The following is a 24726-nucleotide window of genomic DNA, read 5'->3' as shown; positions in this document are numbered from 1 at the left end:
TTTCCTTTTACAGTTTGCCGCGTATGCCGATCTTGATGGTGCGGCCGTCATACTTGGCGTAGTCCATGCGGGTCTTCTTGCCGCTGCCGAACTGGCCGGAGGCGTCCTCGAAGTAGTCGTAGCTCAGCGTGTTGGACAGGTTCATCGCGTCAATGCGCAGTTCCAGCATGTCATTGATCTTGTAGCTGATGTTGCCATCCAGGTAGCCGCGCGCTGCGCGCCAGCGTATCAGGTCGTCGCCCAGGTTGCGAGGGTTGTCGCCGTGCAGCGAGCGGCCCTTGTAGTTGTAGGACAGGCGCACCGCCAGCGGGCCGTTCTCGTAGTAAGCCGTGGTGCTGTAGGCGTACTTCGGCACCGAGTTCACTTCCACTTCCTTGCCCGCGTTGGTGATCCACTTGGCGCTGTTGAAGGGATTGATGTGGGTGTAGCTGGCCAGCGCGCCGAAGCCCTTGAACGGTTCCGGCAGGAAGGTGAAGGCCTGCTGGTAGGCCAGCTCGTAGCCTTTCAGCGTCTGCTGGCCAGCGTTGCTGAAGCTGCGCAAGGTCATCGGCAGGTTGGGATCGACCTTGCCTTGCGCGTTCTGGAAGATGGCGCCCAGCGCCGTGTCCGGCAGGCCCAGCGCGCCGAAGGTGGTGTTGGTGGTGTTGGCCACGGTGGCGTCGGTCAGGTCCTTCTTGAAGTAGGCGGCCGACAGCAGGCTGCCCGGCTGGAAGTACCACTCCAGGCTGGTGTCCAGGTTCTTCGACTGCTGCGGACGCAGGCCGGGATTGCCGGCCGTGGCCGAGTTGTCGAAGGGATTCGGGATCACGGTCTGCGCGGCGATGATGGACAGCGAGGCGCGGCTGATGGTCTTGCCCCAGGAGGCGCGCCACATCAGGTTGTCGGTCACATCGAAGGCGGCGCTGAAGGCGGGCAGCAGGTTGTGGTAGGCGCCGGACTCGCTGTTGGGCGCATACACCAGGCTGGCGCCCTGCTGCTTGTAGTTGTCGATATCGGTCTCGGTGCGCGAGTAGCGCAGGCCGGCGTTGAAGCGCAGCTCGTGCTCGAACACCTTGCCGCTGAAGTCGGACTGCACGAAGCCGGTGGTGACCTTTTCGCCCGCCGTGAAGCTTTGCGCCGGGGTGAAGGTGGACTCGGCGTTGTTGACCAGCGGATTGAAGGTGGAATAGGCGTAGTCGCGCGTGAAGGTGCCCCAGGCGTGCGGCCAGCCGGCGCCCATGTCCAGGTTGCCGATCGGCAGCTGCGTGGTCATGCCGCCGCGGATGCCGGCCGTGCCCAGCTGGTTCATGGTGGCCTTGGCCAGCGCGGTGCCGTTGCGCTTGTTGATGCCCTTGGTGGTGTCCACATAGCTCACGCCGGCCTTCAGGTGGCCCTTCCATTCGCCGGGCAGCTGGTAGTCCCAGTCGGCGATCAGGCGGCCCTGCTTGGCCTTGTCGGTTTCGCGGGTCCAGCCGGTGCCGATGTCGAAGCCCTGGTAGTTGTTCAGGTCGGTGTAGCTGGCGGTCGACGACATCGACGGGTAGACGTGGTCCGAGCCGTAGTCGATGGTGGAGGTGACGCCGAAGATCTGGCCGGACAGGGTGTCCTGGTAGCTCAGCGCCTTGCTGTCGTTGCTGCTCAGCTGGCCGCTCAGTACCAGGGTGTCGCTGGCGGCCCAGCGCCCGTTCAGCGATACATAGCCGAACTTGGTTTCGTCCTGGCTGTAGGTCACGCCGCTGCTGTAGGAGGTGTTGCCGAAGGTGCCGGTCAGCAGGTTGGACTCGGGATCGATCTTGACGTTCATCGGCACGAAGCCGTTGTGGCCGGCCTGGCCGGCGGGCGCGGCCGGGTTGGTGGTCTTGCTGTTGCGCACCAGCAGGCCGAAGTACATCTCGTCGCGCGTGTTTTTCAGTTTCGAGTACAGCGTGTCCAGGCTCAGGTTCAGGCCGCCGCTCTTGTATTGCAGCGAGGACACCAGGCCGTCGCGCGTGCGGTCGTTGGCCGAGCCGTAGAAGCGGTAGATGCGCGGCAGCAGCGCGTTGTCGACCTGGGCGCGGGTGTAGCCGCCCAGGTTGGCGCGCGGATCGTCATAGTCCAGCGTGACGGCGAAGTTGCCCTTGACCGGGCTCTGGCTGCCGCGCGCCGAGCTGTTGTAGCCGCCGGTCGCCTCGAAGCCGGAGCGGTTGTTCACGCTGGAGCCGTGCGAGCCGCCGATCAGGAAGCCGAACTCGTTCCAGGTGTTGGAGTACAGCGCGAAGCCGCTCGGGTCGGCGTGCTTGGAGGTGGTGTTGTAGGACTCGGACAGCGCGTAGCGCACGGTGCGCTTGGGATTGTCGAAGGGGCGCGGCGTCTGCAGGTCGACGATGCCGCCCAGGCCGCCTTCGGTCAGCTCGGCCAGCGGCGATTTGTAGAAGTCCACGCGGCCGAACAGCTCGGAGGCGAACACGTCGTAGTTGAAGCCGCGCGCGGCCGAACCGATGGTGCTGGTGGAGGTGGTGTTGACCGGCGCGCCGTTCAGGGTGGTGACCGAATACTCGGTGGGCAGGCCGCGGATGGAAATGCGCTGGCCTTCGGCCGAGCTTTCGTCGCGGTTCAGTATCACGCCCGGCACCCGCTGCAGCGATTCGGCCACATTGGCCTCGGGGAATTTGCCGATGTCCTCCGCCACGATGGAATCGCGCACGCCGATGGCCTGCATCTTTAGGTTCAGCGCTTTTTGCAGGCTGGAACGGAAACCGGTGATCACCACGGTGTTTTCCGGCGCGGCCGGGGCCGATGCGCTTGCTGCGCCTTCCTGCGCCAGGGCGGACCCGCTGTAGGCGGCGGCCAGGGCGGCCGGCAGCAGGGTGGCCAATAGTGTTTTTTTCATGTGCTCCTCCAAGTGAACGACATTCAATCCATCTCCCCAGTACTTTTGATATTGTTGTCAGTACCGTATGGTCACGTTACCACCCTACGCACCGCGGCATTGCATGCGCATTGCTCATCTTTTTGAGCAATCTTTTAAGCCTTTGATTTTTATGATTAATCCAATGTTGGAAGGACGGCGGCGAATGTGGTATCGTGACCACATTGCATATCAGCGGTGGAAACAAGCATGGGCAAAGCCAGCAAACTGAGTGAAGTGGCCAAGATCGCCGGCGTGTCGCCGATCACGGCTTCGCGCGCGATCCGGGGCAATGGCTATGTGTCCGAGGCGGCGCGCGAACGCGTGCTGGCGGCGGCGGCCCAGCTCAACTACACGCCCGACATGCTGGCGCGCCGCATGCGCGGCGACAAGAGCAAGCTGATCGGCGTGTTCGTCAACAACTACGGCTCGCTGGTGGTGCACGAGATCGCCAAGGCCATCAGCCAGGAAGCGCGCAACATCGGCTACGACATCCTGATCTTCAACGCCGAGCGCTTCGACGGCCCCGGCCGCGCGCCCACCTGCGACATGCTGAGCAAGCTGTGCGACGGCCTGGTGCTGCTGCTGCCCAACGGCGAGGACGGCTACCTGGAGGTGATCGAGCGGCAGCGCATCCCGGCCGTGTTCTTCAGCTTCGACGCGCGCGACGTGAGCGTGCCCGTGGTGGCGGTGGAGAACCGCGAGGCGGCGCGCGCCGCCGTCGGCCACCTGATCGGCCTGGGCCACCAGCGCATCGCCTTTATCGGCGGCTCGCGCGCCACCGGCCAGAGCGCGCAGCGCCAGAAGGGCTATGCCGACGCGCTGGCCGCCGCCGGGCTGCCGGTGCTGCCGGAGCTGATGGTGGAGGGCCGCTTCGTGCAGGCCGGCGGCTACGCGGCCACCGAGCAGCTGCTGGCGCTGGACCCGCTGCCCACCGCCATCTTCGCCGCCAACGACGAAATGGCCTTCGGCGCCATCGACGCCATCCACAGCCGGGGGCTGGAAGTGCCGGCCCATATCTCGGTGATCGGCTTCGACGACATCCCCACCGCCAGCGGCGTGTTTCCCACCTTGAGCACCATGCGCCAGCCGCTGGCCCAGATGGCGGCCTGCGCGGTGGGCGAGCTGGTGGCGATGATAGACGGCGCGCCCGTGGCCTCCAAGAAGCTGGCCTTCCCGATGGAGCTGGTGGTGCGCAATTCCACCGGCCCGGCCCCGGCGGCCTGATGTCCGGCGACGGCGCCGCGCTGGCCGAAGGGCGGTCCGGGCCGGTCCGTGGCCCGGCTGCGGCTGCGGCTTCGGCAACGGCCGCGGCCTTGCCGCTGACCGCCGCCGGCCTGTTCGCCATCGGCTGCTGGCTGATGCTGGGCGACCTGGGCATCGCCATGCGCGAGCGCGTGGCCTTGCCCAGCGGCCTGGAGCTGCTGCGCCGCAACGCCGCCTCGGACACCACCACCTCGCTGCTGCTGGCCACCATTCCGGCCGTGCTGAGCGTGCTGCTGGTGCCCTTTATCGGCTACCACTCGGACCGCTTCCGCAGCGCCTGGGGCCGGCGCCGTCCCTTCCTGCTGGTGATCGCGCCGATAGGCTGCGCCGCCATGCTGGGCCTGGCGCTCTCGCCGGTGCTGGGCGCCTGGACCGACGCCGCGCTGGGCGCCGCCTCGCCCGGCGCGCGCGTCTGCAACCTGGGCTGGTTCTGCCTGTTCTGGACCGTGTTCGAATGCGCCGCCATCAGCGCCGCCTCGCTGTTCACCGGCCTGGTCAACGACGTGGTGCCGCAGGGGCTGCTGGGGCGCTTCTTCGCCGGCTTCCGCATCGTCGGCCTTGGCCTGGGCATCGCTTTCCACACCTGGGTGTTCGCGCTGACCGACCACTACTTGGCCGAGATCCTGGCCGCCATCGGCGTGGTGTTCGCGCTGGCCATCCTCGTCATGTGCGCCACCGTCAAGGAAGTGTGCCCGCCGGGCGGGGCGGCGGCGGGGGCAGGCGTGGCGCGCGGGCGCTGCACGCTGCTGGTGCCGCGCGCCCATATCCTGGAATGCTTTGGCTACCGGCCTTATCTGTGGATCGTGGCCGCCTTCGTATTCGCCTGCGTCACCTTCAGCCCCTTCAACACCTTCTGCCAGTACTACGCGCAGATGATGGGCATCTCCAAGGCCGCGCTGGGCGGCATGACGGCCTACGGCTACGCCTTCTCCATCGCCTCCGCCTTCGGCGTGGGCTGGCTGGCGGACCGCTACGGCGCGGTGCGCGTGTCGGCCGTGTTCATGGGCCTGTACTGCGCCGCCGCTGCCGTGGGCTATCTGGCGGTGCGCGGCGCGGACAGCTTCCGCGTGTTCTACATGGCGCACATCATTATTTCCGGCGCCTACTTCACGGCGGCCTCGTCCATGCCGATGGCGCTGTTCCCGCGCGGCCGCTTCGTGCAGTACAACTCCACCAAGGATTTGATGGTCGTGTTCGGCAATATCCTGGTGAGCAGCGCGCAAGGCCCCATCCTGGACCTGTCCGGCCACGACTACCGCCTCACCTTGCTGAGCGGCGCCGTGTTCGCGCTGCTGGCCATCGCCTGTCTGCTGCGGCTGAGGCGCTGGCCAGCAGAGGCTTGCACGGTGTAAGCTGTCGGGCACGATAATCCGATTAAGGAACCAGGCATGCCCGCACCGAGCAAGATGGCGCCGCCCCGTTTGGCCACCCTGGTTACCGTGGGCACGGTGGTCACCGTGGCGGCCACCGTGCTGCTGCTGCTGGGACTGATCAACCACTACGCCATCCGCTATGCCGGCAAGGAGGCCGGGCTGCGGCTGCAGCAGCTGTCCTGGCAGATGCGCGACTCGCTCGACCGCGTGGTGGCGCAGGCCGCCGGCGATGTGCAGCAGCTGTCCGAACTGCAGCAGGTGCGCGAAGCGCGCGCGCCGGCCGAGGTGCGCGCCGCGCTCGACAGCCTGCAGAAAACCTTCCCCGACTACGCCTGGATCGGCATGGCCGACAAGGGCGGCGTGGTGTACGCCGCCACCGGCGGCATGCTGGAGGGCGCCAACGTCAGCGCGCGGCCCTGGTTCCAGAAGGGCAAGGACGGCCTGCGCGCCGCCGACTACCATCCAGCCGTGCTGCTGGGCAAACTGCTGCCGCAGTCCGCCGATCCCTGGCGCTTCGTCGACGTGGCCGCGCCCGTCGCGCAGGCCAACGGCGAAGCGCGCGGCGTGCTGGGCGTGCACCTGAGCTGGGACTGGGCGCGCCGCCAGGCCCGCACCCTGCTCACACCGGCGCTGCGCGAGTATGGCGCCGAAATCATCGTGCTGCGCGACGACGGCACCGTGCTGCTCGGCCCGCACGGCATGGAGGAACAGAAGCTGTCCACCGCCAGCCTGGCGCTGGCGCTGAAAGGCGAGACCGGCTTCCTGCAGGAAGTGTGGCCGGACGGGCGCCGCTACGTAACCGGCTACAGCCGCACCGGCCGCGCGCAGGATCTGGCATCGCTGCAATGGGTGGTGCTGGTGCGCCAGGCCGAGGATGCGGCGATGGCGGACTGGCACAAGCTGGAGCGCCGCATTTTGTGGCTCAGCCTGGCGCTCGGCGTGGTGCTGGCCGGCACGGCGGCCTGGCTGGCGCGCCGCCTGGCGCGGCCGATGAATGCCCTGAGCGAACTGATGGAGGCGCGCGCTGCCGGCGCCGGCGCCGGCGGCGCCGCCGCTGCCGACGTGCCGGTGCTGGACGGCTTCCGCGAAGCCGGCGTGCTGTCGCGCGCCATGCGCCACCTGCTGCAGGCCGAGGAGCAGCATGTGGCCGCGCTGCAGACCATGAACGAGGAGCTGGAGGCCAAGGTGGCGGCGCGCACCGCCGAACTGGAGGCGATCGCCATGCGCGACATGCTGACCGGCCTGCCGAACCGGCGCGCGCTGATGGCCGCGCTGCCGGCCGCCATCAACCGCTCGCGCCGCACCGGCAAGGCCTGCGCGGTGCTGTTCCTGGACCTGGACGGCTTCAAGGGCGTCAACGACAGCCATGGCCACGACGAGGGCGACGAGCTGTTGCGCCAGTTCGCCGCGCGCATCGTGGCCGGCGTGCGCAAGACCGACATGGTGGCGCGCCTGGCCGGCGATGAATTCGTGGTGCTGCTCGAACTGCTGGCCCATCCGCCGGACGCCGAGGAAACGGCGGCCAAGATCATGCCGCTGCTGCGCGCGCCGTTTACGCTCAAGACCACCGAGGTCACGCTCAGCGCCAGCATCGGCCTGGCCTTGCACCAGCCGCACGACACGGAAACCCTGGAGGGCCTGCTGTCGCGCGCCGACCACGCCATGTACGACGCCAAGCGGCAGGGCAAGAACTGCATCGCGCTGGCCCCGCCGGCCCTGCCTTAACCTACCCGCTCTGCCCGTGCGTGGCGGCGCCGGCGCACCAGGGCCAGCAAGCCGGCAGCCAGCAGCGCCAGCGTGGCCGGTTCCGGAATGGCCGCCAGCGCCAGGGTGGCGGTGCCGGCCAGCTGGGATAGGCGGAACTGGTCGCCGGGCGCGGCATTGACGAAATACAGTACCAGTTCGGTGGAGGGGCTGCCGTCGTAGAGGTTCTTGACCGCGTCGAGCACGCTTGGCGGGAGGGAGGGCACTTGCGGTTCGGCACCTTGCAGCGTCTGCATGGCGCCGTCGAGCATGCCGCGCAGCGTGCCATTCAGCAGCCGGTTGTACTGTTCCTGGGTCAAGTCCTGAAACATGCCGGGCGCCGCGAGGCCGGGCCCGCCGGATTGCAGGGCGCTGACGTTGATCGCGAGAATGTTGATGTTGATGGCATACACGGGGCCAAAAGTGGGCAAATCAGCAAAGCCTATGTCGACCGAGATCAGCCCGTTGTCCATTGCGCTGAGGAAGAAGTTGCCTGCTTGCGTCACGTTGACCGGGCCGATGCCCAGCGCGCTAAACAGCGGCGCATTGACGCTGCTCGGGAAGTAGATGCTACCCGTGCCGCTGGCCTGGTCTATGGTGCCGATCGGGCCGGCGCGGTGGCTGATGGACAGGTCGCCGGTGGAGGGGCAGGGCGTGGTGGCGGCGCTGCACGGGAAGCCGGGCGTGGACGGCAGCACCACGGGACTTGCCACCGCGTTCAGCTGGGCAACTTGCAGGCCCAGCGTGGCGCTGCGGGCAGGCGTTGCCGCGCCGCACAGCATGAGCGCCAGGACGGCGCACAATGTGATTTGCTTCATGATGTTCTCCTTTGTTTTGTGGTGCAAGGAGAGGCAGCATTTAGCGTGCCACTGAGCGCCCGTCCGGGCGCGCGCAGCGCAAGCACGCCCGCTGCGGAGGGGACTGTAAGCGAGGGCGACGCTAGGCCGGCCGGCCTTCGGTACGGGACACCATGCGCAGTACGTCCAGATAGCCGGAAGGCGCGTCCACCGCGCCGCGCGCGCGCAGCATGGCGTGCATGGCCGGCAGGCGGTGGTAGGGCACGGCCGGCATCAGGTGGTGCTCGATATGGAAATTCACGCGCAGCGGCGCCACCGTGGCGCGCGCCAGCAGGCCGGCGCGGGTGGTGCGGGTGTTGCGCAGCATGTCCGTGCCCGGCTCGGTGCAGGCGTGCTCGGCCATCGAGCGGATGCGCATGAACAGGCTGTAGGTGCTGAGGTAGGCGCCCAGCCAGGCCAGGTAGAGCCAGGCGTGGCCTGCGGCGGCCAGCGCGCCCAGCAGCAGGGCTTGGAAGGCCAGGTATTTCCAGCTGTTGCGGATGCCGTCGCGTACATAGTCGCGCCAGCGGCGGCCTTGCTGCGGCAGCCAATGCACGTCGCTGGCCACGGTCCAGCGCAGCAGGCCCAGGTTCATCAGCAGCAGGCCGTATTCGCGCTTCAGGCCGGACACGCCGCTCAGGTCGCGCAGGAATTTGCGCGCCAGCGAGGCGCGCGTGGCGGGGAAGGGCGCGGACAGGCTGCGGTCCGGATCTTCGCCGGTACCGGTCTTGCCGTGGTGGACCTGGTGATGGCGCTTGTAGCGCTGGATGTCCAGGCCCAGCGGGCTGCCGCACAGCCAGTCGGCCAGCACTTCGTTGAGCCAGCGGCGCTTGAACAGCGTGCCGTGCGCGGCGTCGTGCATCATGATGGCCAGGCTGAGCTGCCGCCCGCCCAGCACCACCAGCACCGCCAGCCACATCAGCGGATGCGGCTGCCAGGCCAGCAGCGCGAAGCACAGCGCGACCACGCCCCAGGTGAACAGCACGGCGCGCGCGCCGGCCCAGTCGGAACGCTCCGTCAGCGCGGCGATTTCGTCGCGGCTGAACAGTTCGCTGAGTTTGCGGCGCGGGGCAGTGCTCATATGGACTCCTTGTTTTAGTTGAAGGCGATGCGCATGATGGCGGCCGTGGCTTCCCTTTGCAGCTCGGCCAGTTCCTCATGCTTGGGACGGGTGTCGGACAGGAAGATCATCAGCCCGATGATTTGCGACACGATCAGGGCGCCGCGGATCTCGGCCTGGGCCGGCGTGAGCTGCGGCGCAATGTCGCGTATCAGGTTGCGCGTGGTGCGGCGCGCGCGCGTGAGCATGCCGTCGAACATCTGCGAGGCGTAGGGGTGGCGGTTGGCCAGCGCGGCGATTTCGAAGAACAGGCCGCTGGAAATCTGGTCGCGCAAGTCGTCCAGGAAGTAGTCGATAATCGATTGGAACACGGCCATGCCGGATTTGTCGCCTTGCTGCAACAGGCGCTCATCGACGGCGGCCTGGTAGCCGTTGAAGGTCTGGTTCAGCAGCGCTTCCAGCAGCACTTCGCGGCTGGGATAGTAGTGCTGCACATTGGACAGGCTGACGCCCACCCGCAGCGCCACGCTGCGCATGGACAGCGCGGCATAGCCCTCGGTGCCGAGGATGTCGCGCGCGGCCGACAGGATGGCGCTGGCCCGTTCCTGGCCCTTGGTGGTGGTGTTCGATGCCTTGCGTTGCATGGTCATGGCGGATTGCGCATTTTCTCAAAATAGGTCAACATACCTGGAAAATATAGGTCATATGACCTAAAAATACAAGGAGACGACGATGATCCCCCGCACTTTGTTCACGGAAGAACACAGCATGCTGCGCGAATCGGCGCGCCGCTTCATGGAAACCGAAGTGCTGCCCCACCACGAGCGCTGGGAGGAGCAGGGCTATGTGGACCGCGAGGTGTGGCGCAAGGCGGGCGCCGCCGGCTTCCTGTGCGCCAGCATGCCGGAGCAGTATGGCGGCGCCGGCGCGGACCAGCTCTACAGCGTGGTGCTGATCGAGGAGCAGGCGCGCGTCAACGCCACCGGCCTGGGCTTCGGCCTGCATTCGGAAATCGTGGCGCCCTACATCCTGCACTACGGCAGCGAGCACCTGAAGTCGCACTACCTGCCCAGGCTGGCCAGCGGCGAGATGGTGGGCGCCATCGCCATGACGGAGCCGGGCACCGGTTCCGACCTGCAGGGCGTGCAGAGCACGGCCATCCGCGACGGCGACCATTACATCCTGAACGGCTCCAAGACCTTCATCACCAACGGCTGGCATGCGGACGTGGTGATCGTGGTGGCCAAGACCGACCCGGCGGCCGGCGCGAAAGGCATCAGCCTGTTCGTGGTCGACACCGGCATGGCGGGCTTCTCGAAAGGCAAGCGCCTGAAGAAGGCCGGCATGAAGGCGCAGGACACCTCCGAGCTGTTCTTCGACAATGTGCGCGTGCCCGCCGCCAACCTGCTGGGCGAGGAGGGGCGCGGCTTTGCCTACCTGATGCAGGAGCTGCCGTGGGAGCGCCTGCAGATCGCCATCATGGCGGTGACGTCGGCCGAGGCGGGCCTGGACTGGACCTTGCAGTACACGCGCGAACGCAAGGCCTTCAAGCGCGCGCTCACCGAATTCCAGACCGTGGCGCACACGCTGGCCGAGATCAAGACCGAGATCAGCTGCATGCGCGTGTTCGTGGACCGCTGCATCGAGCTGCTGCTGGAGAAGCAGCTGGACGCAGCCACCGCGTCCATGGCCAAGCTGGCCGCCACCGAGATGCAGTTCAAGGTGCTGGACCGCTGCGTGCAGCTGCACGGCGGCTACGGCTATATGTGGGAATACCCGATCACGCGCGCCTGGGCCGACGCCCGCGTGCAGCGCGTCTACGGCGGCACCAGCGAGATCATGAAAGAGCTGATCAGCCGCAGCCTGTAAGTAAAAGAAGTCAGCAATCGAGCCCAGCACTGGAGACCAGCATGGAAGCATACATCTACGACGCCGTCCGCACGCCGCGCGGCAAAGGCAAGAAGGACGGCTCGCTGCACGGCGTGACGCCGATCCGGCTGGCCGAAACGGCGCTGCGCGCCATCGCCGCGCGCAACGCGCTCGACACCGCGCTGGTGGACGACGTGGTGCTGGGCTGCGTGGAGCCGGTGGGCGAGCAGGGCGCCTGCATAGGCCGCATCGCGGTGCTGGCGGCGGACTACGCGGAGAGCGTGGCGGGCGTGCAGATCAACCGCTTCTGCGCCTCCGGGCTGGAGGCGGTCAACATGGCCGCCGCGCAGGTGATGGCGGGCCAATCCGACCTGGCCATCGGCGGCGGCGTGGAATCCATGTCGCGCGTGCCCATGGGCGCGAGCGGCTGGGCCTGGCCGGTGGACCCGCAGGTGGCGTTCAAGACCCACTTCGTGCCGCAGGGGATCTCGGCGGACGCCATCGCCACCATCCACGGCTACAGCCGCGCCGACGCGGACGCCTACGCCGCCGAAAGCCAGCGCCGCGCGCACCACGCGCAGCAGCAGGGCTGGTTCGACGGCAGCGTGGTGCCGGTGCTGGACCGCAACGGCCTGGTCATCCTGGCGCGCGACGAATTTATCAAGCCGGACACCACGGCCGCCACGCTGGCCGCGCTCAAGCCCGCCTTTGCCGACATGGGCGAGCAGTTCGGCTTCGACGCGGTGATACGCAAGCGCTATCCGGAAATCGAGCAGATGCGGCACATCCACCATGCGGGCAACAGCTCCGGCATCGTGGACGGCGCGGCGGCGGTCCTGGTCGGCAACCGCGCGGCGGGCGAACGGGCAGGGCTGAAGCCGCGCGCGCGCATCCGTTCGTTCGCGTCCATCGGCTCCGAGCCGTCCATCATGCTCACCGGTCCGAGCTACGCGGCCGAAAAGGCGCTCAAGCGCGCCGGCATGCAAGCGGCCGACATCGATTTGTGGGAACTGAACGAAGCTTTCGCCTCGGTGGTGCTGCGCTTTATGGACGTGCTGTCGGTGCCGCACGACAGGATCAATGTGAACGGCGGCGCCATCGCCATGGGCCACCCGCTGGGCGCCACCGGGGCCATGATACTGGGCACGCTGCTGGACGAAATGGAGCGCCGCGGCGTGTCCACCGGCCTGGCCACGCTGTGCGTGGGCGCCGGCATGGGCACGGCCACCATTATTGAACGCATTTGAGGAGCAGCGCATGATAAGCGTAACTGTAGAGGCCAGCGGCATCGCGGTGCTGAGCTGGGACATGGCGGGCCGCAGCCAGAATGTGCTGAACGCGGAAAGCTGCCAGATGCTGTGCGACCTGGTCGACGAGGCGGCGGCGGACGGCGCCGTGAAAGGCATACTGATGACGTCGGCCAAGCCGGACTTCATCGCCGGCGGCGACCTGGAATGGCTGCGCAGCACGGACGACGCGGCGGTGCTGTTCGAGCGCGTGATGCGCTTGCACCGCGCGCTGCGCAAGCTGGAGAGCTGCGGCAAGCCGGTGGCCATGGCCTTGCCCGGCTCGGCGCTGGGCGGCGGACTGGAAGTTGCGCTGGCCGGCCACTACCGGGTGGCGGCGGACCATCCGAAGGCGCGCTTCGGCCTGCCGGAAGTGACGCTGGGCCTGCTGCCGGGCGGCGGCGGCACGCAGCGCCTGCCGCGCCTGATCGGCATCCAGAAGGCCTTGCCGCTGCTGCTGGAGGGCAAGCGCCTGAAGGCGGCAGACGCGCTCAAGGCCGGCATCCTGCACGCGGTGGTGCCGCCGGGCAGCGAGCAGGAGGCCGCGCGCGCCTGGCTGCACGACGCGATGCTGGCCGCGCCGTCCGAGCGCGTGCAGCAGCCGTGGGACGTGAAGGGCTACAAGGTGCCGGGCGGCGCGGTGGCGTCGCCGGCGGTACAGCAGGCCATCATGGCGGCCAACGCCCTGGTGCATGCCAGGACCTGGGGCAATTACCCGGCGCCGCGCAACATCCTGTCCTGCGTCTACGAGGGCCTGATCACCGATATCGACACCGGCCTGATGACCGAGGCGCGCTACTTTGTGCAGACGGTGCTGTCGCCGGAAGCGAAAGCCATGATACGCACCCTGTTCTTCAGCATGGGCGAGGCGAATAAATTGGCCGCGCGCCCGGCCGGCGTGCCGCGGCAGAAGTACGGCAAGGTGGGCGTGCTGGGCGCGGGCATGATGGGGGCGGGCATCGCCTACAAGGCGGCGCAGGCGGGCTTGCAGGTGGTGCTGATCGACCGCGCGCAGGCCGACGCGGACAAGGGCAAGGCCTATTCGCAGGCGCTGCTGGAGAAGCAGGCGGCGCGCGGGCAGGCCACGCCGGAGCAGGCGGCGGCTTTGCTGGCGCGCATCACCGCCACCACGGACTACGCGCAGCTGGCCGGCTGCGGCATCGTCGTCGAGGCCGTGTTCGAGGACCGCGCGCTGAAAGCGGCCGTCACCGCGCAGGCGGAGGCGGTGCTGGAGCCGGACGCCATCTTCGCATCCAACACGTCCACCTTGCCGATCAGCGGACTGGCGCAGGCGAGCGCGCGTCCGGAGCAGTTCATCGGCCTGCACTTCTTCTCGCCGGTGGACAAGATGCCGCTGGTGGAAGTCATTGTCGGCCGGCAGACCAGCGCGGCCACGCTGGCCCGCTCGCTGGACCTGGTGCAGGCGCTGGGCATGACGCCCATCGTCGTCAACGACGCGCGCGGCTTCTACACCAGCCGCGTGTTCTCCACCTATGTGCTGGAAGGGCTGGCCATGCTGGCCGAGGGCGTGGCGCCGGCGCTGATCGACAACACGGGCCTGCAGGCGGGCATGCCGGTGGGGCCGCTGGCGCTGACGGACGAGGTGTCGAGCGAGCTGATCCACAAGATCGACCGCCAGACGCGGCTCGATCTGGGCGCGGCCTACCAGGGCCGTCCCGGCCACGCGGTGGCGGCGCGCATGGTGGAGCTGGGGCGTATAGGCAAGAAGGCGGGGCAGGGCTATTACGATTATCCGGAGGGCGGCAAGAAGCGTTTGTGGCCCGGACTGGCCGAGCACTTCCCGCGCGCGGCCGTCCAGCCGGACGCGGCGCAGCTGGTGGAGCGCCTGATCGCGGTGCAGGTGGTGGAAACCGTGCGCTGCATGGAGGAGGGCGTGCTCACCTCCGCGCGCGACGCGGACGTGGGGGCGGTTCTGGGCTGGGGCTTCCCGGCTTTCCGTGGCGGTCCGCTGAGCGAAGTGGACAGGGAGGGCGCGGCGGCATTCCTGGCGCGCTGCGAGCGCCTGGCGGCCACCCATGGCGAGCGCTATGCGCCGCCCGCGCTGCTGCGCCGTATGGCGGAAGGCCACGCCGGTGCCAGATGTTTTTTTGACTAGACCTGCCGCCAGGCGTGCTACACTTTTCGCAGCCGACGCCCCGCTTGCATGCACGACTGGAGATAATGATGTCATCAGTGGTTAATTCCTCCCCTTATCCGGATTCACCACGGCCCGAGATGCTGGCTTTCGTCCCGGCGGACGCCCAGCGCGTGCTCGACGTGGGCTGCCACACCGGAGCGTTTGGCCTGGCGGTCAAAAGAAAATGCGGCGGGGAAGTGTGGGGCATAGAACCGGTTGCGGAGACCGCCGAAGTCGCCGCGAAAGTGCTGGACCGGGTGTTCAACGATTTTTTTTCCGCAGCACTGCCGCTGCCGGACCATTACTTTGACGCGATTGTCTTCAACGATGTGCTGGAGCACATGCCCGATCCCTGGGCAGCCCTGAAACTGGCCGCAGGCAAGCTCAAACCCAGCGGCTCTGTCATTGTTTCGATACCGAATTTGCGCCACATCGACAACCTGGTGCATATTATGCGCGAGCGCGATTTCAACTATGAACCGGCCGGCATCCGCGATAAAACGCATTTGCGCTTTTTCACGCGCAAAAGCGCGCCGCGCCTGTTCGACAACAGCGGCCTGTCCATCGTTACGCTCACCGGCGTGAACGAGGATTGCTATCCTTCCCTGCCGCGGCGCCTCGCCTACTTTTTTTTCAAGCGTTACCTGGACGACACCCGGCATATCCAATACGCGATTGTGGCCAAGCCGGAGTAGCGCCCCGGAGGGCGCGGCTACGCTAGGCCAGGCTGGCGCTCTGGTAGCGCCAGGCGTCGCGGCACATCTGGTCGATGGCGCGTTCGGCCTTCCAGCCCAGCTCGCGCTCGGCGCGCGCGGGGTCGGCGTAGCACTGCGCCACGTCGCCCGGGCGGCGCGGGCCGATCTGGTAGGGCACGGGACGGCCGCTGGCGGCGGCGAAGGCCCGCACCATCTCCAGCACGCTGTAGCCGCGCCCGGTGCCCAGGTTGTAGGTCAGCAGGCCCGGGCCTTGCGCCAGCCGCGCCAGCGTGCGAACATGGCCCAGCGCCAGGTCGGTGACGTGGATGTAGTCGCGCACGCCGGTGCCGTCCGGGGTCGGATAGTCGTTGCCGTGCACCGCCAGCTGCGCGCGCTGCCCGGCCGCCACCTGCGCCACATAGGGCAGCAGATTGTTCGGGACGCCGTTCGGCGTTTCGCCTATCAGCCCGCTTTCGTGCGCGCCCACCGGATTGAAATAGCGCAGCAGCGCCACCCGCCATTGCGGCTCGGCATGGCACAGGTCGCGCAGCATGTCTTCAATGATGAGCTTGCTGCGCCCGTAGGGATTGGTGGCCGACAGCGGGAAGTCCTCGGTGATGGGCACGCTGGCCGGGTCGCCGTAGACCGTGGCGGACGAGCTGAACACCAAGGTGCGCACACCGGCTTCGGCCATGGTCTCGAACAGCACCAGGCTGCCGGCCACGTTGTTGTCGTAATACGCCAGCGGCTGGCTGACCGATTCGCCCACCGCCTTCAGGCCGGCGAAATGGATCACCGCCCCGATGGCGTGCTCGCGGAACACGGCGCGCAGCGCGGCGCGGTCGCGGATGTCGGCCTGCACCACGGGAAAGCTGCGCCCGGCGATGCGCTCCACGCGCTGCTGCACCGCCGGCTGCGCGTTGCTCAGGTTGTCGTAAACGACGATGTCGTGCCCTTCGGCCAGCAGCTCGACGCAAGTGTGCGAGCCGATGTAGCCGAGTCCGCCAGTAACCAGAATTTTCATAACATGCCCGGGGTGAGTGCTTTCCAGCGGCGATAATAAATTGATACGCTTTTTTTAGCAAACCGAACCACGGAAGCCGCGCAGCAATTCCTGGTCGGACAGGGGCTCGTCCTGCAGCCGGCCGAAGAAATAAAAGCCGGAGGCGGCGTCGTAGTTGCCGCGCTTGGCGTGCACCGCGTAGTCCAGCCAGCGTAGCGGCCAGGCCGCCAGCAGGCCGGCCAGCTTGAGCCAGCGGCGCGGGCCGGGACGGTCCGACAGCGCGGCCAGCGCGTAGCGCAGCATCTGGCCGGCGCTCACGCCGGTGCCGGCCGTGGCGCCGCTGCGCAGTTCGGCGAAATGGCGGAACAGGCGGCGGTGGCCCAGGTGGGTGAAGCGGGTGAAGTCGTATTCGCGCATGTGCACCGGCTGCATGAAGGGCGTTTCGGCGTAGACGTAGCCGCCCGGGCGCAGCACGCGGCGGATTTCCTCCACGCAGCGGTAGGGGTCGAGCACGTGCTCGAGCACGGCGCAGGCCACGCAGGCGTCGAAGCTGGCGGCCTCGAAGGGCAGGTCGTGCGCGTCGGCGATGCAGCTGACATGCTTGCCGAAGGCCACGTCGGTGTAGACCGCGCCGCCGGCCACCGTGCGCTCGCCGGCGCCGATCACCAGGATGCGCGCCTGCGGCCGCTCGCGCAGGACGGCGGCCAGCGCGTCGGCCAGGCCGAAGTCGCGCCGCGGCGCTTCGGCGTCCATCAGGCGCATCACGGCGCGGCGGTACAGCCGGTGCAGTCCGCTGCTGCGGTCCAGGCTGCCGGCATAGCCGCTGGCGCCGTCGTAGCCGCCCTGGCCGCCTGGCTGCGGCAGGTAGTCGGCTTCGCGGAACACGCTGTTGCCGGGGTGCAGCAAGACCGGGATGCCCTGCACTGTCGGGTAGCGGCGCCCGCACTGCGCGCAGTGCCAGTCCGCCAGCGCGGTCTTGTGCACCGGGCAGGCATAGGCCGCCGGGCTTGCTGCTTGCGCCATCGCCGTTCTCCCTTGTATGGATGCCAAGGTTGACCATAGCAAGCCGGTTGCGGGGCCGTTCTGGCCTACATCAAGCTTGCTGCGTTTGGCGCGCGCGAAATGGCGGCCCGGAAATTCGCGGCGCGGTGCAATCTTTTAATATAATGGCAAAATTATCTTGTCTGGAACTGCGCATGGAATCCGCGAACATCCCGCTGGTGGTCGACCTGGACGGCACCTTGACGCCGACCGATACGCTGGTTGAATCCGGCCTCAAGCTGATCCGGCGTTCGCCGGCTGCGCTGCTGAGCATGCCGTTCTGGCTGCTGTCCGGGCGCGCCGGTTTCAAGCGCGCCATCGCCGCGCGCTGTGGCCTGGCCGTGCACAGTCTGCCCTATCACCAGCCGTTGCTGGACTACCTGCGTACGGAAAAGGCGCGCGGCCGCCGCATCGTGCTGGCCACCGCCGCCCACAGCAGCATCGCCGACGCGGTGGCAGGCCACCTCGGCTTGTTCGACCAAGTGCTGTCCACCGGCGCGGAAGACAACCTGAAGGGGGCCGCCAAGCTGGGCGCCATCCAGCGCGAGGTGGGCGCGGACTTCGTCTACGCCGGCGACAGCCAGGCCGACCTGCCAGTGTGGCAGGGGGCGCGCGGCGCCATCCTGGTCGGCGTCAGCGCGCGCACCAGCGGCATCGTGCGCGGCGGCACGGTGCCGGTCGAGCGCGAATTTCATCGCGACAGCCGTTCATTGAAGGTCTGGCTGCGCGCGCTGCGGGTACACCAATGGCTGAAAAACCTGCTGATCTTCGTGCCCTTGTTTGTCGCGTTTTCCTGGCTGGACATGAGCAGGCTGGGCCATTTGATGCTGGCCTTCCTGGCGTTCTCGCTGGCGGCCTCGGCCACTTACGTGGTCAACGATTTATGGGACCTGGAAGCGGACCGGGCCCATCCGCGCAAAAAACTGCGGCCCTTCGCCAGTGGCCAGCTTTCCATCTTGCATGGGCTGGCGGTGGCCGGCGTGGCGCTGGCTACCGCGCTGGTGCTCGCGGCACTGGTCTCCCAGGGCTTTTTGCTGGTGCTGTTGCTGTACCTGCTGCTTACCAGCAGTTATAGCTGGGTACTCAAGGAGTACATCCTGGTCGACGTGCTGATGCTGTCGCTGTTGTACACCTTGCGCATCCAGGCCGGCGCGGTGGCGGCCGGCATTGTCGCCAGCTCCTGGTTGCTGGCGTTCTCGGTGTTCGTGTTCCTCAGCCTGGCGTTGATCAAGCGCTGCTCCGAGCTGGTGTCGCTGCGCCAGGATGGCCGCGCCGCGCCGCGCGGACGCGACTACCGCGTCGACGACCTGGTGGTGCTGTGGCCGCTGGGCGTGGGGGCCGCATTGTGCGCCGTGGTGGTGCTGGGCCTGTTCATCAGCGCGCCCGAGACGCAGGCGCGCTATCGCACGCCGGATCTGCTGTGGCTGGCGGCGTTCGGCATGATTTACTGGCTGGGGCGGCTCTGGATTAAAACCTCGCGCGGTGAAATGCACGACGACCCGGTGGTGTATGCGGTGCGCGACGGCGGCAGCCGCCTCGCCATCGCGGTCATCGTGGCGCTGGCGCTGGCGGCGCGCTTCCTGGCGGTGTAAGGCCGCCCGGCTTAGGAACGCACCAGCGCCAGGCGGATGCCGCGCTGCGCCAGACGCGTTTGCAGCTGCATCATGACCGTGCGTTCGGCGCCGGCAGGCTGGCCGGCAGCGCGCCACAGCACATAGAGTACCAGGCAATAAATCAGCGCCCCGCCGGCCACGCAGGCGGCCAGCATGGCGCCATAGGCCGCCAAATTGGCCGGCGGCGCCACGGCGCGCTTGGCGCCCCAGAGCACTGCCGCCATGATCAGCGAGGCCAGCAGCGGGCGCAGTATCTGCCGCATAAAGGTCGTGCCGCTGAGTTGCAGCGCGCGCGCGACCAGGGTCTGGTTGACCGGAATCATCAGCACGGTGGCTGCCAGCGAGGCCCAGGCTGCGCCCAGCGTGCCGTAGCCGCGCAGCGCAGGCAGCATGCATGCCACCAGCAACGCCAGCTGCAGCGTCAGCGTTGCTGAAATCACCTTCAGGCGTCCGGTGGCCAGGTAGATGTAGGCGATATTGGTCTGCAGGGACTGGATCACACCGTGGATGGCCAGAATCTGCATCAGGGCGACCACCGTCAGCCATTTCCAGCCCAGCACCACCGGCACCAGCAGGTCGGCCACCATGACAATTCCGGCGCCGGCGGGCAGCGTGAAGAGCGCGATCATGGCAATGGTGTTCAGGAAGCTGCTGCGCAGCTGTACCAGGTCATGCGCCACGCGCGAATAGCCGGGGAAGGCGGCCCGGTTGACCGGCGCCGCCAGTTCGGTGGTAGGCAGGGTGGAGATTTCGTAGGCGATATTGTAGTAACCCAGCGATTGCGGCCCAGCCATGCGGCCGACGAAGAACTGCACCACGTTGGCGTTCAGAAATTGCAGCACGTTGTTGATGACCAGCCATTTTGAACTGTGAAAGAGTTCAGTCTTGGCCTTCAGGCAGAAACGCGGCCGGTATTCGCTGACGATGAAAGACAGCGACACGGCCACCAGCGTGCCAACCAACTGGCTCAGGGCCAGGGCCCAGTAATTGCGCAGCCAGAATGCCAGCGGGATGGTGACGCCCAGCATGATCAGCCGTTTGCCCATCAGGAATTTGAATTCGCGGTCAAAGCGCATGTCGCGCCGGAAGATGACCGGCCCGATGTTGGAGAAGCCCTGGATCGCAAAGCCGAGCGCCAGCACATAGATGACCGCCTCCAGCCGCGGATCGTCGTAGAACAGCGCGGTGGGCAAGGCGAGCACCGCCATGATGGCTGCCGCCAGCAGGGAAAACATGACATTGAAAGTCCACGCGGTATCGAAGTGTTCGCGCCCCGCGTTCGGATTCTGGATGAGCGGCACGTCGAAGCTGAATGCGATCAGCAGCTGCAGGGCGGAGATCAGCACCATGGCGATGGCCACCAGGCCGAAGTCGGCCGGCATCAGCAGGCGCGCCAGCACTACGGTGCTGATCAGGCCGAGACCGCGGTCGATCAGTTTGAAAGCCACCATCCAGATGGCACCTTTGGCAATTTTTTTGTCGATGTCGTTCAAGGGGGCTTATGCGGAAAAGGATAGGGTGCTTCTGATGGACGCAGAGCGCGGGGTCATGCCGGCTCCGTGCAGACGGCAGCGACAGGTACAGCGGGCGCTGCCTGCGGTGGCGGGTAAGGAAATTGGGCTGGCATGGTGTTCGCAGGACGGATGTTGGACAAGCGACCCGGCACCTGCGTCCGCTCGTTGCAATGATCGTAACATAGATCAGCGTGCGTATCGGAAAAAGTTAAGCATGTTGCAATATTTTCTGCAAATTGTTACTTCGAATTAAAAAATTGGGCGCCGCAGCACCCGGCATTGACATATAATTACATTAACATTTGTTGTGTGTTAGAGCACATTTTCGAATTGCATTTCAGCTTGATTTGTTATAAGGCTTGCATTTTTTTACCCGGTCGCCGAGTATGTCACAGGGCGGCCTTGCGGCGCATTCTTCGCATGAAAATGCCAAGTGGAAACTGTGTGGCGCTTGCCCAACATTTCAGAGTTGGCGGCGGAAGAGACCGCCTATGCGGTAAGCACAAGCGCTAAAATGAACGCCCTGTCTCGCGGCTGGCGCAATGACACGAAGTTGTTAGAGCTCTACAATTTTATCCAGTATGGGATCTGAAATGGAAAACGCCAAGGTAGTCGCGGTAGTCGGTTTAGGGTATGTCGGTCTGCCATTGGCCGTGGAGTTTGGCAAAAAGCGCCAGACCATAGGCTTTGACTTGTCCGAGCGCAAGATCGACAGCTACCGGCGCCATTGCGATCCGACCGGCGAAGTGTCGCCCGAGCAACTGGCCGCCGCCACCCAGCTGCGCGTCACCAGCGACCCGGCCGACCTGGCCGGCGCCGACTACCTGGTGGTGGCCGTGCCGACCCCGGTCGACCAGGCCCACAATCCCGATTTCACGCCGCTGATCGGCGCCAGCATCACGGTCGGCCGCAACCTGAAAAAGGGCGCCATCGTGGTGTTCGAGTCCACCGTCTACCCGGGCGCCACCGAGGAAGTGTGCGTGCCCATCCTGGAGCGCGAGTCGGGCCTGAAATGGAAGCAGGACTTCCACGTCGGCTATTCTCCCGAGCGCATCAACCCGGGCGACAAGCTGCACACCCTGACCACCATCCTGAAAGTGGTGTCCGGCGACGACGCCGCCACGCTGGACGAGGTGGCCGCGCTGTACGAATCCATCGTCACCGCCGGCGTGTACCGCGCCTCCAGCGTCAAGGTGGCCGAGGCCGCCAAGGTGATCGAGAACACCCAGCGCGACCTGAACATCGCCCTGATGAACGAGCTGGCCCTGATCTTCGACAAGATCGGCATCGACACGCTGGAAGTGCTGCAGGCGGCCGGCACCAAGTGGAACTTCCTGCCCTTCCGTCCCGGCCTGGTGGGCGGCCACTGCATCGGCGTCGACCCCTACTACCTGACCCACAAGGCCGACATGGTCGGCTACCACCCGCAGGTGATCCTGGCCGGGCGCCGCATCAACGACGGCATGGCCAAGTTCGTGGCCGAGAAAACCGTCAAGACCATGATCGCGGCCGGCTGCCATGTGAAGGGCTCGCGCGTCAACGTGATCGGCCTGACCTTCAAGGAAAACTGCCCCGACCTGCGCAATTCCAAGGTGGCCGACATTATTGCCGAGCTGAAATCCTACGGCGTCGAAGTGCATGTGCACGACCCGGTGGCCGAGGCCGACGAGGCGCTGCATGAATACGGCGTGGAACTGGAGCGCTGGGAAGACCTGCCGCGCGCCGATGCCATCGTGGCGGCGGTGCCGCACCAGGAACTGCTGGCGATCCCGTTCGGCGAGCTGTGCGCCAAGCTGACCCCGCTGGGCTGCTTTATCGACGTCAAGTCGGCCTTCGACCTGGCGCCCATCAGCGCCGCCGGCCACGCGGTGTGGAGGCTGTGATGACGCCGGGGCCGGCGGCCTACCTGGAGCGGCAGCAGCAGCTGCGCGCCCAGCCGCGCCACTGGCTGGTGACCGGCGCGGCCGGCTTCATCGGTTCCAACCTGGTCGAGGCGCTGCTCAAGCTGGGCCAGCGGGTCACCGGCCTGGACAACTTCGCCACCGGCCACCAGCATAATCTGGACCAGGTGCGCGCCGCCGTAGGCGCGGCGCAGTGGGCGCAATTCCGCTTCCTGCGCGGCGACATCCGCCAGCCGGCCGACTGCGCCCAGGCCTGCGAAGGCGTGGACTATGTGCTGCACCAGGCCGCGCTCGGTTCGGTGTCGCGCTCGATCGAAGACCCGCACACCACCAACGACGTCAACATCACCGGCTTCCTGAACATGCTGACGGCCGCGCGCGACGCCAAGGTGCGCCGCTTCGTCTACGCCGCCTCCAGCTCCACCTATGGCGACCATCCGGACCTGCCCAAGGTGGAAGGCCAGATCGGCAATCCGCTGTCGCCCTACGCGGTCACCAAATACGTCAACGAGCTGTATGCCGGCGTGTACGCGCGCTGCTACGGCGCCGAGTCGGTCGGGCTGCGCTATTTCAATGTGTTCGGCCCGCGCCAGGACCCGAACGGCGCCTACGCCGCCGTGATCCCGCAGTGGGTGGCCGCGCTGATCGCCAACCGGCCGCTGTTCATCAACGGCGACGGCGAAACCAGCCGCGATTTCTGCTTTATCGACAATGTGGTGCAAGCCAATGTGCTGGCCGCCACCGCCACCGCGCCGGACGCGGTCAACCAGGTCTACAACGTGGCGCTGAACCAGCGCACCAGTTTGAACCAGCTGTACGGCTTGATGGTGGCCCTGCTGCGGGAGCGTTTCCCGCACCTGGACCAGCACCGGCCGCAGTATGCCGGCTTCCGGGCCGGCGATGTGCGCCACTCGCAGGCGGACATCGGCAAGGCGGCGCAGCTGCTCGGGTATGCGCCGACGCACCGCATAGAAGAAGGCTTGGCCGTGGCGATGGACTGGTATGTCGATAGCCTGACAGCCAGGTAGCACCAATAGAACGGGCCCGGCCTGCGCGCGGCCGGCGCCGTCATCCATCGCCGCGAGGTGCGCGCACTGGGGAAGGAACAATAACATGTTAAAAATTGCCAATCACTACGTGTCCAAGGTCGCGTTCAGCCTGCTGTTCGTGGAAATCCTCATCCTGATCGGCGCCTTCTACGCCGGCTCGGCCATCCGCTTTTTCGACGGCGACGACTTCCTGCTGCCCCGGCTCGACCATTTCCTGATGTCGGCCTGCGTGTTTACCGCCGCCATCGTGTTCTCCATGAGCGCGCTGGGCATGTACCAGCTCAACTTCAGCGAAGGCCTGCGCAATCCCTTCTTCCTGCAGCTGGTGCCCTCGTTCGCCATGGCCTTCGGCATCCTGACGCTGGTGTTCTACGTGGCGCCGGAGCTGTATTTCGGGCGCGGCATCCTGCTGCTGGTGTTCGCCATCTCGGCGGCCGGCATCCTGATGGCGCGCGCCATCTTCTTCACCAGCTCCAAGTTCCGCTTCCTCGAATCGCGCATCATCTTCCTGGGCAACGGCGCGCTGGCCAAGGAGTGCGGCGACCTGGCCCTGCACTCGAACAGCTACCACAAGTACGACGTGGCCGGCTATGTCGCCATGCCGGAGGAGGAGTCGCGCGTGGCCGCCAATTCGGTGCTGGCCATGGAGCCCGGCATGTCGCTGGTGGCGCTGGCGCAGAAATACAATGTGCGCGAAATCGTGGTGTCGGTGCAGAACCGGCGCGGCGGCACCTTCCCGATCCGGGAATTGCTCGAGTGCAAATTGTTCGGCATCAAGGTCACCGACGCCGCCACCTTCTTTGAGCGCGAAACCTGCCAGATCCGGGTCGAGTCCCTGCAGCCGAGCTGGCTGGTCTTCGGCGGCGGCTTCGACCAGAGCTTTATGCGTACCTTCATGAAGCGAGGCTTCGACCTGATCGTGTCCATCATCATCCTGCTGCTGGCGCTGCCGGTCATGCTGTTTACCGCGGTGTGCATCAAGCTCGAGGACGGCGGCGCGCTGATCTACAGCCAGGAACGGGTGGGCAAGGGCGGGCGCAGCTTCAAGGTGCTGAAGTTCCGCAGCATGGGCACGGACGCGGAAAAAGGCGGCAAGCCGCAGTGGGCCGCGCAGAACGACCCGCGCGTGACGCGCGTGGGCGGCATCATCCGCAAGCTGCGCGTGGACGAGCTGCCGCAGCTGTGGAATGTGTTCAAGGGCGAGATGAGCTTTGTCGGCCCGCGCCCGGAACGGCCGTATTTCGTCGAGCAGCTGAGCGCCGACATCCCCTACTACAACGTGCGCCACAGCATCAAGCCGGGCATCACCGGCTGGGCCCAGGTGCGCTACGGCTACGGCGCCTCGGTGGAGGACGCGGTGCAGAAGCTGCAGTACGACCTGTATTACGTGAAGAACAACAGCCTGTTCCTCGACCTGCTGGTGCTGATCGATACCCTCAAGGTGGTGTTGTTCGGCAGCGGCCGCTGATGGCGC

Annotated in this window: 18 protein-coding genes; 11 read left to right on the top strand and 7 right to left on the bottom strand. The window is 66.7% G+C overall.

The genetic code is table 11. The features are described from left to right. Positions 1-7: 7 nt before the first annotated feature. Entirely contained in the window at positions 8-2848 is a 2841-nt protein-coding gene (locus tag AC07S4_RS17555) for a TonB-dependent receptor (protein WP_494987885.1), read from the bottom strand. A 228-nt stretch (positions 2849-3076) separates the two neighbouring features. Here AC07S4_RS17555 and AC07S4_RS17550 point away from each other — a divergent pair, with 228 nt between their 5' ends. Genes AC07S4_RS17550 through AC07S4_RS17540 form a run of 3 tightly spaced genes read left to right on the top strand, consistent with a single transcriptional unit; the run spans position 3077 to position 7230 of the window. Continuing rightward, the gene (locus AC07S4_RS17550; RefSeq protein ID WP_494987884.1) at positions 3077-4093 is read left to right on the top strand and encodes a LacI family DNA-binding transcriptional regulator; all 1017 of its coding nucleotides are present in this window, start codon (positions 3077-3079) and stop codon (positions 4091-4093) included. Beyond that, on the top strand, positions 4093-5484 hold the full coding sequence (locus AC07S4_RS17545; RefSeq protein WP_494987883.1) for an MFS transporter: 1392 nt from the start codon (positions 4093-4095) through the stop codon (positions 5482-5484). The genes AC07S4_RS17550 and AC07S4_RS17545 overlap by 1 nt, the downstream gene beginning before the upstream one ends. A gap of 36 nt (positions 5485-5520) precedes the next feature. Further along, positions 5521-7230: a sensor domain-containing diguanylate cyclase gene (locus AC07S4_RS17540; RefSeq protein WP_494987882.1), complete on the top strand. Its 1710-nt coding sequence runs from the start codon at positions 5521-5523 to the stop codon at positions 7228-7230. Here the strand turns inward: AC07S4_RS17540 and AC07S4_RS17535 are convergent. The 3 genes from AC07S4_RS17535 to AC07S4_RS17525 form a co-directional block, all read right to left on the bottom strand. Next, the gene (locus tag AC07S4_RS17535) at positions 7227-8066 is read right to left on the bottom strand and encodes a PEP-CTERM sorting domain-containing protein (protein WP_494987881.1); all 840 of its coding nucleotides are present in this window, start codon (positions 8064-8066) and stop codon (positions 7227-7229) included. The genes AC07S4_RS17540 and AC07S4_RS17535 overlap by 4 nt on opposite strands. A 121-nt stretch (positions 8067-8187) precedes the next feature. After that, positions 8188-9165 (bottom strand): fatty acid desaturase family protein, encoded by a 978-nt coding sequence (locus AC07S4_RS17530; RefSeq protein ID WP_494987880.1) that lies wholly within the window; start codon positions 9163-9165, stop codon positions 8188-8190. A gap of 14 nt (positions 9166-9179) precedes the next feature. Beyond that, complete coding sequence (locus AC07S4_RS17525) at positions 9180-9794, bottom strand: TetR/AcrR family transcriptional regulator (protein ID WP_494987879.1); 615 nt, start codon at positions 9792-9794, stop codon at positions 9180-9182. Between the two features lie 82 nt (positions 9795-9876). Between AC07S4_RS17525 and AC07S4_RS17520 the strand changes: the two genes are divergently transcribed. Genes AC07S4_RS17520 through AC07S4_RS17505 form a run of 4 tightly spaced genes read left to right on the top strand, consistent with a single transcriptional unit; the run spans position 9877 to position 15131 of the window. Continuing rightward, positions 9877-11013: an acyl-CoA dehydrogenase family protein gene (locus AC07S4_RS17520; RefSeq protein ID WP_494987878.1), complete on the top strand. Its 1137-nt coding sequence runs from the start codon at positions 9877-9879 to the stop codon at positions 11011-11013. A gap of 41 nt (positions 11014-11054) precedes the next feature. Beyond that, complete coding sequence (locus AC07S4_RS17515) at positions 11055-12260, top strand: acetyl-CoA C-acetyltransferase (protein WP_494987877.1); 1206 nt, start codon at positions 11055-11057, stop codon at positions 12258-12260. 10 nt (positions 12261-12270) lie between these two features. Beyond that, positions 12271-14415: a 3-hydroxyacyl-CoA dehydrogenase NAD-binding domain-containing protein gene (locus AC07S4_RS17510; RefSeq protein ID WP_494987876.1), complete on the top strand. Its 2145-nt coding sequence runs from the start codon at positions 12271-12273 to the stop codon at positions 14413-14415. Positions 14416-14459: 44 nt separating this feature from the next. Next, positions 14460-15131, top strand: coding sequence for a class I SAM-dependent methyltransferase (locus AC07S4_RS17505; protein ID WP_494987875.1), 672 nt, complete (start codon positions 14460-14462; stop codon positions 15129-15131). Positions 15132-15153: 22 nt separating this feature from the next. Here the strand turns inward: AC07S4_RS17505 and galE are convergent, their stop codons facing one another. Together galE and AC07S4_RS17495 are read right to left on the bottom strand one after the other, a co-directional pair. Then, positions 15154-16155 carry a UDP-glucose 4-epimerase GalE gene (galE, locus tag AC07S4_RS17500; protein WP_494987874.1) on the bottom strand — a complete coding sequence of 334 codons (1002 nt, stop codon included), beginning with the start codon at positions 16153-16155 and terminating at the stop codon, positions 15154-15156. Between the two features lie 54 nt (positions 16156-16209). Continuing rightward, complete coding sequence (locus tag AC07S4_RS17495; RefSeq protein WP_494987873.1) at positions 16210-17157, bottom strand: methyltransferase domain-containing protein; 948 nt, start codon at positions 17155-17157, stop codon at positions 16210-16212. Positions 17158-17330: 173 nt separating this feature from the next. Here AC07S4_RS17495 and AC07S4_RS17490 point away from each other — a divergent pair, with 173 nt between their 5' ends. Continuing rightward, on the top strand, positions 17331-18767 hold the full coding sequence (locus AC07S4_RS17490) for a UbiA family prenyltransferase (RefSeq protein WP_494987872.1): 1437 nt from the start codon (positions 17331-17333) through the stop codon (positions 18765-18767). 11 nt (positions 18768-18778) lie between these two features. On the opposite strand, the gene AC07S4_RS17485 is transcribed toward AC07S4_RS17490, so the two are convergent. Next, the gene (locus AC07S4_RS17485) at positions 18779-20281 is read right to left on the bottom strand and encodes a lipopolysaccharide biosynthesis protein (RefSeq protein ID WP_494987871.1); all 1503 of its coding nucleotides are present in this window, start codon (positions 20279-20281) and stop codon (positions 18779-18781) included. A gap of 614 nt (positions 20282-20895) precedes the next feature. On the opposite strand from AC07S4_RS17485, the gene AC07S4_RS17480 reads away from it, so the two are divergent. From AC07S4_RS17480 to AC07S4_RS17470, 3 genes are all read left to right on the top strand, one after another. Beyond that, entirely contained in the window at positions 20896-22185 is a 1290-nt protein-coding gene (locus tag AC07S4_RS17480) for a nucleotide sugar dehydrogenase (protein WP_494987870.1), read from the top strand. Continuing rightward, complete coding sequence (locus AC07S4_RS17475; RefSeq protein ID WP_494987869.1) at positions 22185-23231, top strand: SDR family oxidoreductase; 1047 nt, start codon at positions 22185-22187, stop codon at positions 23229-23231. The genes AC07S4_RS17480 and AC07S4_RS17475 overlap by 1 nt, the downstream gene beginning before the upstream one ends. An 85-nt stretch (positions 23232-23316) precedes the next feature. Next, positions 23317-24720: a TIGR03013 family XrtA/PEP-CTERM system glycosyltransferase gene (locus AC07S4_RS17470; RefSeq protein WP_161074383.1), complete on the top strand. Its 1404-nt coding sequence runs from the start codon at positions 23317-23319 to the stop codon at positions 24718-24720. Positions 24721-24726: the final 6 nt, after the last annotated feature.

Source organism: Pseudoduganella sp. GW821-FHT05F09, assembly GCF_059419605.1.
The sequence above is the reverse complement of the archived record's forward strand: the minus strand, read 5'-3'. Positions and strand labels throughout refer to the sequence as shown.

Excerpts from the sequence above, each read along its gene's own strand:
- AC07S4_RS17555 (WP_494987885.1), bottom strand. The coding sequence starts at position 2,848 with ATGAAAAAAACACTATTGGCCACCCTGCTGCCGGCCGCCCTGGCCGCC.
- AC07S4_RS17550 (WP_494987884.1), top strand. The coding sequence starts at position 3,077 with ATGGGCAAAGCCAGCAAACTGAGTGAAGTGGCCAAGATCGCCGGCGTG.
- AC07S4_RS17545 (WP_494987883.1), top strand. The coding sequence starts at position 4,093 with ATGTCCGGCGACGGCGCCGCGCTGGCCGAAGGGCGGTCCGGGCCGGTC.
- AC07S4_RS17540 (WP_494987882.1), top strand. The coding sequence starts at position 5,521 with ATGCCCGCACCGAGCAAGATGGCGCCGCCCCGTTTGGCCACCCTGGTT.
- AC07S4_RS17535 (WP_494987881.1), bottom strand. The coding sequence starts at position 8,066 with ATGAAGCAAATCACATTGTGCGCCGTCCTGGCGCTCATGCTGTGCGGC.
- AC07S4_RS17530 (WP_494987880.1), bottom strand. The coding sequence starts at position 9,165 with ATGAGCACTGCCCCGCGCCGCAAACTCAGCGAACTGTTCAGCCGCGAC.
- AC07S4_RS17525 (WP_494987879.1), bottom strand. The coding sequence starts at position 9,794 with ATGACCATGCAACGCAAGGCATCGAACACCACCACCAAGGGCCAGGAA.
- AC07S4_RS17520 (WP_494987878.1), top strand. The coding sequence starts at position 9,877 with ATGATCCCCCGCACTTTGTTCACGGAAGAACACAGCATGCTGCGCGAA.
- AC07S4_RS17515 (WP_494987877.1), top strand. The coding sequence starts at position 11,055 with ATGGAAGCATACATCTACGACGCCGTCCGCACGCCGCGCGGCAAAGGC.
- AC07S4_RS17510 (WP_494987876.1), top strand. The coding sequence starts at position 12,271 with ATGATAAGCGTAACTGTAGAGGCCAGCGGCATCGCGGTGCTGAGCTGG.
- galE (WP_494987874.1), bottom strand. The coding sequence starts at position 16,155 with ATGAAAATTCTGGTTACTGGCGGACTCGGCTACATCGGCTCGCACACT.
- AC07S4_RS17495 (WP_494987873.1), bottom strand. The coding sequence starts at position 17,157 with ATGGCGCAAGCAGCAAGCCCGGCGGCCTATGCCTGCCCGGTGCACAAG.
- AC07S4_RS17490 (WP_494987872.1), top strand. The coding sequence starts at position 17,331 with ATGGAATCCGCGAACATCCCGCTGGTGGTCGACCTGGACGGCACCTTG.
- AC07S4_RS17480 (WP_494987870.1), top strand. The coding sequence starts at position 20,896 with ATGGAAAACGCCAAGGTAGTCGCGGTAGTCGGTTTAGGGTATGTCGGT.
- AC07S4_RS17475 (WP_494987869.1), top strand. The coding sequence starts at position 22,185 with ATGACGCCGGGGCCGGCGGCCTACCTGGAGCGGCAGCAGCAGCTGCGC.
- AC07S4_RS17470 (WP_161074383.1), top strand. The coding sequence starts at position 23,317 with ATGTTAAAAATTGCCAATCACTACGTGTCCAAGGTCGCGTTCAGCCTG.